Genomic DNA, 7,567 nt, shown 5'->3' with positions numbered 1-7,567 from the left:
ACTTGCCGATGCCCCATCATGATCTTCAGTCCTGCCAATTAGACAGACTGAATCACTGATATCTCTGCGTCGCAACAGCTGCCTTTTTCAACAGAATCGGCCCATCTGCGAAATTGAGCATCGGCGGACCAAAGTCCGGTCATTACATTAGAGCGGGCCTGATTTGCTCAACCTGAGTTCTTCGCAGTTTGACCCGAAGCCGGACATCACCCCTCCGGTACCCCGGCCACGCGCATCCCTTTCAGGATGCGCCTACTTCCGTCGAGAAAGGTCGCATTATTGCCGATTGACATGCTCTTCATGCGACGAATCGTAAATGTGGAATCGAGCGCTTGCCCTGCTTTCGCGGCGGCGTACGCGTCGTTCAGCTTGCCAAGTAGCGCGAGAGCAGCCGCAAGCCCAAAATGCACGAGCGGATAATTTCGGTTGACTTCGATACTGCGAAGGAACCACCCGACTGCTTCGTTATCTGCTCCGACCTGCAACTTGGAAAACCCGACCGGCGACAGCCATCTGTAGGCAAGAGTGTCACGAGGAGAGAGGCGCAATGCTTGGTTTACGTGCCCCTCTGTCTCTGCGCCGCAACCCATTATATACTTAGCGAGACCAATCATCGCGTGGGCGTCGGCAAAATTCCGATCTAATTCCAATGCTCGCTCGCACTCTGCCAACCCTTGAACCGCGCGGTTCGTATGCATCAAGACGATTCCTAAGAGCAAGTGTGCAAAGGGATGGCTCGGTGCATGGGATAGCGCCTTTAGGAGTATGGTCTCTGCGGCTGCCAGACGAAGAGGCAGGTCGTCAGTCAAAAAGGTCGATGAGGATGTCACATCGACCGCCGCCATCCAGATTTTCGCGTCGACGTTTTCAGGGTCGATCGTCAATGCCCGCTCGAAATAAAGGCGAGCTTGTGTCAGCGAGCTAGACGTGAGGCCCTCATTGAATGAATGGCGACCCCGGAAAATCAAATCTATGGCGTCGGGATTGGGCGTGTTTTCCGCTCGCCGTGCCTCAGCCTCAATCAGCTGGGCATTCACTGTGTTCGCCAGCCGCGCTACGATCTCATCCTGCATGTCGAGCAGGTCAGCGACGGGTTTATCGAACCGGTCAGCCCAGAGGTGACTACCTGTTTCGGTCTCGACAAGCTGCACGTTCACTCGCAACCGGTTGCGGTCACGTTGTATGGAACCTTCGAGTGCGTAGCGGACGTTCAGTTCGCGACCGATCTGTTTGAGGTCAGCGACCTTTCCTCTGTAGGTGAATGCTGTGTGTCGGCCAATGACGAACGAGCCTCTGATGCGAGACAAATCCGTGGTTAGGCTCTCGGTCACGCCATCTACGAAGTAGTCTTGCTCAGCATCACCGCTGAGGTTGGTAAAAGGCAACACAACGACGGAAAAATGAGGTGGGGAAACCTGTCGTGTCCGCCCAGTTTCTGATGCCCGGTTACCTCCATCCCGGATCATCGCATAAGCTCGAACAGGGTGAGCGATGTTCTTCAGATGTTGTTCGCCAATATCGGCGAACTCTGCATCGACCTTACCTCGGACGTGTTCGTACACAGAGGCAGACACGCATATGCCACCCGGCTCTGCAATGCTCTCCAGCCGTACCGCTTTGTTGACGCCGTCTCCAAAGATGTCGTGGGGCTCGACGATGACGTCGCCAATGTTAATGCCTACGCGGAAAGCAATACGTGTTTCGTCAGCGTCACCTATCGTAAGTTCCTTGATGAGCTTTTGAAATTGTACGGCAGCCCGCACCGCTTGGACCGCGCTCGAAAACTCCGCTAAGAATCCGTCGCCGGTATTCTTCACGATACGGCCCCGGTGTTCGGCAATTGCCGGGTTGACAGCGTTAGCTAAGAGCGCTGCAAATTTGGCATGCGTAGGTTCTTCATCGGTATGCATAAGCCGCGAATAACCAGCGACATCGGCAGCCAATATCGCTGATAATCTGCGTTCGATCCCGATTGGCCGTTCTTGCACCATGGCCTACGATCCACGCCTCGCGCGATTGTACATCAAGTCGAGCAGGATGCCCACCCATCCAATGTCTCCTGTTGGCCCATTGCATCAATTCGCGGCAACAAAGCCATTCCGCCGCTTTCGGATCGAAGCGGACATTGAGCAAACCGCTACGTCGCGGCCAATGACGTCTGATGGGCAATCTCGTCACTTCGCCAGCACCTCACCGCGTGCCCGTCCGGCCGTGTCTCCAGCGTCGGCTCCGGCTCGCTCCGGCACACCGCCTCTGCGTAACGACAGCGCGGGCTGAACGCGCATCCGTTCGGCGGGTTGAGCGGATTGGGCAGGTCACCGCCTGTCGTCGCCAGCGGGGCGTGGCGCAAGGGATCGGGAATGGCGGCGATCAGGGCCTGCGTATAGGGGTGCGCCGGCCGTTCGAAGATCTCGCGCCAGTGGCCATTCTCCACGATGCGGCCGAGATACATCACGGCGACGCGATCGCTCATGTGCTCGACGACGCCAAGGTCGTGGCTGATCATGATGTAGGACAGACCGAGCGTCTCCTTCAATTCCAGCAAGAGATTGATGATCTGGGCGCGGATCGAGACATCGAGCGCCGAGACCGGTTCGTCGCAGATGACAATCCTGGGATTGAGGATCAGCGCCCGCGCAATACCGATGCGCTGGCGCTGGCCGCCGGAGAATTCATGCGGGTAGCGGTCGGCCTGCTCGGGCCGTAGGCCAACATGTTTGAGCATCGTCGCGACGCGATCCTCGATCTCGCTTTTCGCGGTCACGCCATGGACGCGCAAGGGATCTTCGAGCGTGCGGCGGACGGTCTGGCGCGGATTGAGCGAGGCGTAGGGATCCTGGAACACGATCTGCACGATGCGAGCCAGCGCCTTGCGGTCCGCGGACTGCCTGTTCGTGACGACCTGCCCGTCCAGCACGATGCGGCCGCGCGTCGGCGTCAGGAGACCGAGGATCGAGAGCGCGATCGTCGACTTGCCCGAGCCGGACTCGCCGACGAGGCCGAGGCATTCGCCGCGCCTCAAGCTGAGATCGACACCGTCGACGGCACGGAGCAGCCGCCTCTCGCGGCCGAGCAAGCCGCCCCCCAGTGGAAAATGCACCGCGAGATCCTCGACGCTGAGAATGAGATCGTCGTCCGGCCTCCCCTGTGGCTCATGCATGATGGTGACACCTCACCAGACCGCCGGCGCCCAGCAAATCCGTCCCCGGCGCAGTGGTTCGGCAAATATCGGTCGCCTGCGCGCAGCGCGGATTGAACCGGCATCCGTCCGGGAAGCTCGCGATCGCCGGGACGACGCCCGCGATCTCCTTGAGTCTGGTCCGGCCAAGCGCAGCGCGACTGCCGAGCCGCGGCAGCGAGGCGACGAGGCCCTGCGTATAGGGGTGCGAGGGTGAGCGGAAAATATCGGCCGAGCCGCGCTCCTCGACGATGCGGCCAGCATACATGACGGCTACGCGGCGGCAGACATTGGCGATCAGGCCGAGATCGTGGCTGATCATCAGGATGGCCGTCCGCCGCTCGGCACATAGATTGCGCATCAGCTCGATGATCTCCGCCTGCACGGTCACATCGAGCGCGGTGGTCGGCTCGTCTGCAATCAGGAGATCCGGACCGCATGCCAGCGCGATGGCGATCATCACGCGTTGCCGCATGCCGCCCGAGAGCTGGTGCGGGTAATCCTTCACGCGCCGCTCGGGCGCGGGGACGCGGACGCTCGCCAGTGCATCCACCGCCAGCTGATTGGCTTCCCGCCAGCTCTTGCCCTTGTGCAGCACGAACATCTCGGCGATCTGCCGGCCCACGGGCGAGACCGGGTTCAGGGCCGTCATCGGCTCCTGGAAGATCATGGCGATGCGGTTGCCGCGCAGCGCCCGCTGTTTGGCGGCGGAAAGGTGCTGGATCTCCCGCCCCTCAAAGCGGATGACGCCGCCCCCGATCGACAATGGCGGCCGCAGCAGGCCGATCAGAGCAAGCGCCGTGATGCTCTTGCCGCAGCCGGATTCACCGACAAGACCGAAGGTCTCGCCACGATCGATGCGGAACGAAACGCTCTCGACGGCGGGGACCTTGCGGGATCCGTCGTTGAGATCGATGCGCAGATCCTCGACTTCGATCAGCGGCGAGCCCGTCATGTGCGCCGGCTCCGCGACTGTGGATCGAGAATGTCGCGCAGGCCGTCGCCAAGCAAATTGAGGCCGAGCACCGTCAGGAAGATGGCAAGGCCCGGGAAAACCGAGAGCCACGGCGCCGTCGTGATCTGGTCGCGGGCTTCCGACAACATGCTGCCCCAGCTCGGAAACGGCGGACGCACGCCGAGGCCGAGGAACGACAATGCGGCTTCGGACAGGACCGCACTACCCATGCCGAGCGTGCCGATGACGACGATCGGTCCGAGCATGTTGGGCAGCAGCTGCGTGATCATGATGCGCATATCGCCGTAGCCGAGCACGGTTGCCGCCTGCACATAGCCCTGGCTCCTCAGCGACAGCGCCGAGGCCCGTGCGATCCGGCAGGTGAAGGACCAGTTGGTCAAGCCGAGCGCGATGAGCAGGCTGGTCAGGCCGGGTCCAAGCACCGCCATGATGGCCAGCGCGAAGATCAGCGAAGGGATCGCGAGCATGAGGTTGGTCAGGGCGTTGACGACATCGTCCCACCAGCCGCCCCAATAACCCGCGCTCAGGCCGAGTGCCACGCCGATGACGCTGTTGATGAGTTGGGAGACGATGCCGACCGTCAGCGAAACGCGGGCGCCGTACACGACGCGGGAGTAGATGTCGCGGCCCTGCCCGTCGGTGCCAAACCACCAGGTCCAGCTCGGCGCCTCCTCTGCATTCATGAGGTTGGCGTCCATGATCGGATCGGTGTGCGCCAGCCATGGCGCGAGCAGGCCGACCAGGATCGCAAGCGCAAACAACGCGCCGCCGATGACGAGATTGGCGCGGAGCTTCATGCGTATCTGATCCTGGGATCGATCACGCCGTAGAGCACGTCGATCAGCAAATTGAGCGCGAGAAAGAACAGCACCACCACGAGAATTGAGCCCTGGACGGCCGGAATGTCGCGCTGGAGGACACTGTCGACCAGCAGCGAGCCGATGCCCGGCCATGAGAACAATTTCTCGACGACGACGGCTTGCCCCATCAACGCGCCGAATTGCAGGCCCATTGTCGTGAGAATCAGGACGAGCGCGTTGCGCATCACATGCCACTTCACGACACGGGTCTCGCTCATGCCCTTGGAGCGCGCGGTGCGGACAAAATCGGCGGTCATGATCTCGAGCACGGCGGCGCGCGTCGTCCGGGCCAGCAGCGCCATCGGCGAGACGCCAAGCGTCACGGCCGGCAGGATCAGATATTTGAGGCTGCCGTCGCCATAGCCGAAGCTCGGCAGCCAGCCAAGCTTCAAGGCGAACAGGTACATCAACAGCAGCCCGAGCCAGAATTTGGCCATCGAAAGGCCCGACACGGCGACGACCATGGAGACCGTGTCGACGATGCCGCCCGGTCGCAATGCTGCGACAAAGCCGAGCGGAACGCCGATCGCGATCGCAAACGTCAAGGCTGCGAATATCAATTGCAGCGTCGGCCACATCCGTTTTGCGATCATGGTCGTGATCGGCTCGCGGGTCCGGAACGAGGTCCCCAGATCACCTGTCGCAAGCTTGCCGATGTAGGCGCCAAAGCGCATGTAAACGGGATCGTCGAGGCCGAGCTGCTTTTTCATGCGCTCCACGACCTGCGGGTCCGCTGCACCGCGGCCGTCATCGCTCATGCTCGATACGATGCTGCCAGGGACCACGCTGAACAGGACGAAGACCACCAGCACCACGGCCAGCACGGTCGGAACGGTTTGCAGGATTCGGCGGATCAGGAAGGCGAGCATTGCAACTGTTCCTCCCTCCCTCCGTCGCTTCTTGCGATGGTGGGAGGGTGAGAGCGCGGGTCACTTGGCGGGCGACGTCTCGTCCACCCAGAGGTCCTCGACATTTTGATGGGTCAGTTCCGTCGCATTCAGCTGAATCCCCTTCAGCCACGGCTGCACCGCCATGACCGCCTTGTTGTAGTTGAAGAACCAGACCGGAGCCTCTTCATAGAGCAGAGCATTGGCCTTCCGGAGCAATTGGTCGCGTGTTGCATCGTCGTCGGCCTGCCCGGCTTCGTCGATCAGCTTGTCGAAATCCGCGTTCTTGAAGGACGTGTAATTGCAAGCTGATTGCGGCGTCGACGAGTAGAAGCATTTCAGCGCCGCTTGGGGATCCGGGCCTGTCGCCATGGAATAGACATAGGCCTGGAAGTCGCCTTTGCGGATCACCTCCGCCAACACTGCGGTCTCGACCTGCTTGACCTTCACCTTGACGCCGACGCGGTCCAGCATCGGGATGATGGCCTCGACGATCGGCAGACCCCAGCTTTCGTTCTGACTGGTCGTCCATTCGAACTCAAAGCCGGTGGGATAGCCGGCGTCCGCGAGCAACTGCTTTGCTTTCGCGGGATCGAAGGCGTAGGGCTTCATCGCCTTGTCGTAGAGCGGCGAGGTCAGAGGCAGCCAGCTCGTGGCGCGATAGGCCTTGCCCTTGACGAGCTTGTTGATGATCAGGTCGGTATCGATCGCGTGGTTGATCGCCTGCCGGACGCGCTTGTCGGCGAACGGCTTGAAGGTCGGATTCATTCCCATGTGACGGGTGAAGACCTCGGCGACTTCGACGATAGTGCCCTTGAGGCCAGGGTCGGCCTGATAGGCGACATATTGCGCCGGCCCGAGCACGGACGTGTCGATCTCCTTGTTGCGGAAAGCGACATCGCGGGCCGCGGCTTCGCCCATGATCGAGACGATGAGCTTGTCGGCATAGGGCTTGCCGGGCTTGTAGAACCGGTCCCACCGCTCCAGGACGATACGCGATCCCGGCACGTGCTCGACGAACTTGAAGGGTCCAAGACCGATCGGCTTCTGGATGAAGCTTTCCTTGGCGCCCTCGTCGGCGGGATAGATCGAGGTCAGCGCGTTGAAGAAGTAAAAGCCCGGATCGACCTTCTCAGTCAGCTTCATTTCCAGGGTGAAGTCGTCGATCTTCTTCAGGCCGGAGATCTCTTTGGCCTCCCCCTTCTCGACCGCGGCCGCGCCCTCGATCACGCGCACGAAGCGCGCGCCGGGATAGGCCTTGGTGCCGTCCATGATCCGATTGTAGGACCAGATGACGTCGTCGGCCGTCATTTTGCGGCCATTGTGGAAATACGCGTCGTCCCGCAGCTTGAAGGTGTGAACGAAGCCTCCGCCGGAGACCACGTGCTCCTTGGCAAGCTCCAGAACCGGCTTGCCTTCCGTGGAATTCCAGATGTAGAGCGACCGGTGCAGAGCCTTGGCGTAGATCTCGTCCTGCGCGCGCTGCGTCGTATGAATGTCGAGGCTGGTGAAACTCGAGCCATAGGGCGCGGTCATGCGGATGGTTCCGCCCTTGCGCGGTGTCTGGGCCTCCGCCGTGGCGGCAAGCGCCAGTCCCAAGCCAGCAACGATCGCCATTGTCCTGAACATCATGTGTCCCCCCAATGTAGGCGTGCTCTGATCGGCG

At 61.3% G+C, this 7,567-nt stretch carries 6 protein-coding genes; all 6 read right to left on the bottom strand.

Annotated elements, in window-relative coordinates; translation table 11 throughout:
• Positions 1-206 precede the first annotated feature (206 nt).
• Entirely contained in the window at positions 207-1,991 is a 1,785-nt protein-coding gene (locus IVA92_RS22420; protein ID WP_247277180.1) for an adenylate/guanylate cyclase domain-containing protein, read from the bottom strand.
• Between the two features lie 146 nt (positions 1,992-2,137).
• The gene (locus IVA92_RS22415) at positions 2,138-3,160 is read right to left on the bottom strand and encodes an oligopeptide/dipeptide ABC transporter ATP-binding protein (protein ID WP_247277179.1); all 1,023 of its coding nucleotides are present in this window, start codon (positions 3,158-3,160) and stop codon (positions 2,138-2,140) included.
• Positions 3,153-4,133: an ABC transporter ATP-binding protein gene (locus IVA92_RS22410; RefSeq protein ID WP_247277178.1), complete on the bottom strand. Its 981-nt coding sequence runs from the start codon at positions 4,131-4,133 to the stop codon at positions 3,153-3,155. The genes IVA92_RS22415 and IVA92_RS22410 overlap by 8 nt, the downstream gene beginning before the upstream one ends.
• On the bottom strand, positions 4,130-4,951 hold the full coding sequence (locus IVA92_RS22405; RefSeq protein WP_247277177.1) for an ABC transporter permease: 822 nt from the start codon (positions 4,949-4,951) through the stop codon (positions 4,130-4,132). Before IVA92_RS22405 ends, IVA92_RS22410 begins: the two co-directional genes overlap by 4 nt.
• Positions 4,948-5,883, bottom strand: a complete 936-nt coding sequence (locus IVA92_RS22400; RefSeq protein ID WP_247277176.1) for an ABC transporter permease — start codon at positions 5,881-5,883, stop codon at positions 4,948-4,950. Before IVA92_RS22400 ends, IVA92_RS22405 begins: the two co-directional genes overlap by 4 nt.
• A gap of 60 nt (positions 5,884-5,943) precedes the next feature.
• Positions 5,944-7,530, bottom strand: coding sequence for an ABC transporter substrate-binding protein (locus tag IVA92_RS22395; RefSeq protein ID WP_247277191.1), 1,587 nt, complete (start codon positions 7,528-7,530; stop codon positions 5,944-5,946).
• Positions 7,531-7,567 lie beyond the last annotated feature (37 nt).

The sequence above is a fragment of the Bradyrhizobium sp. 154 genome, assembly GCF_023073875.1.
Classification (GTDB): domain Bacteria; phylum Pseudomonadota; class Alphaproteobacteria; order Rhizobiales; family Xanthobacteraceae; genus Bradyrhizobium.
Note: the sequence above shows the minus strand (reverse complement) of the source record. Positions and strands in the feature narration are given on the sequence as shown.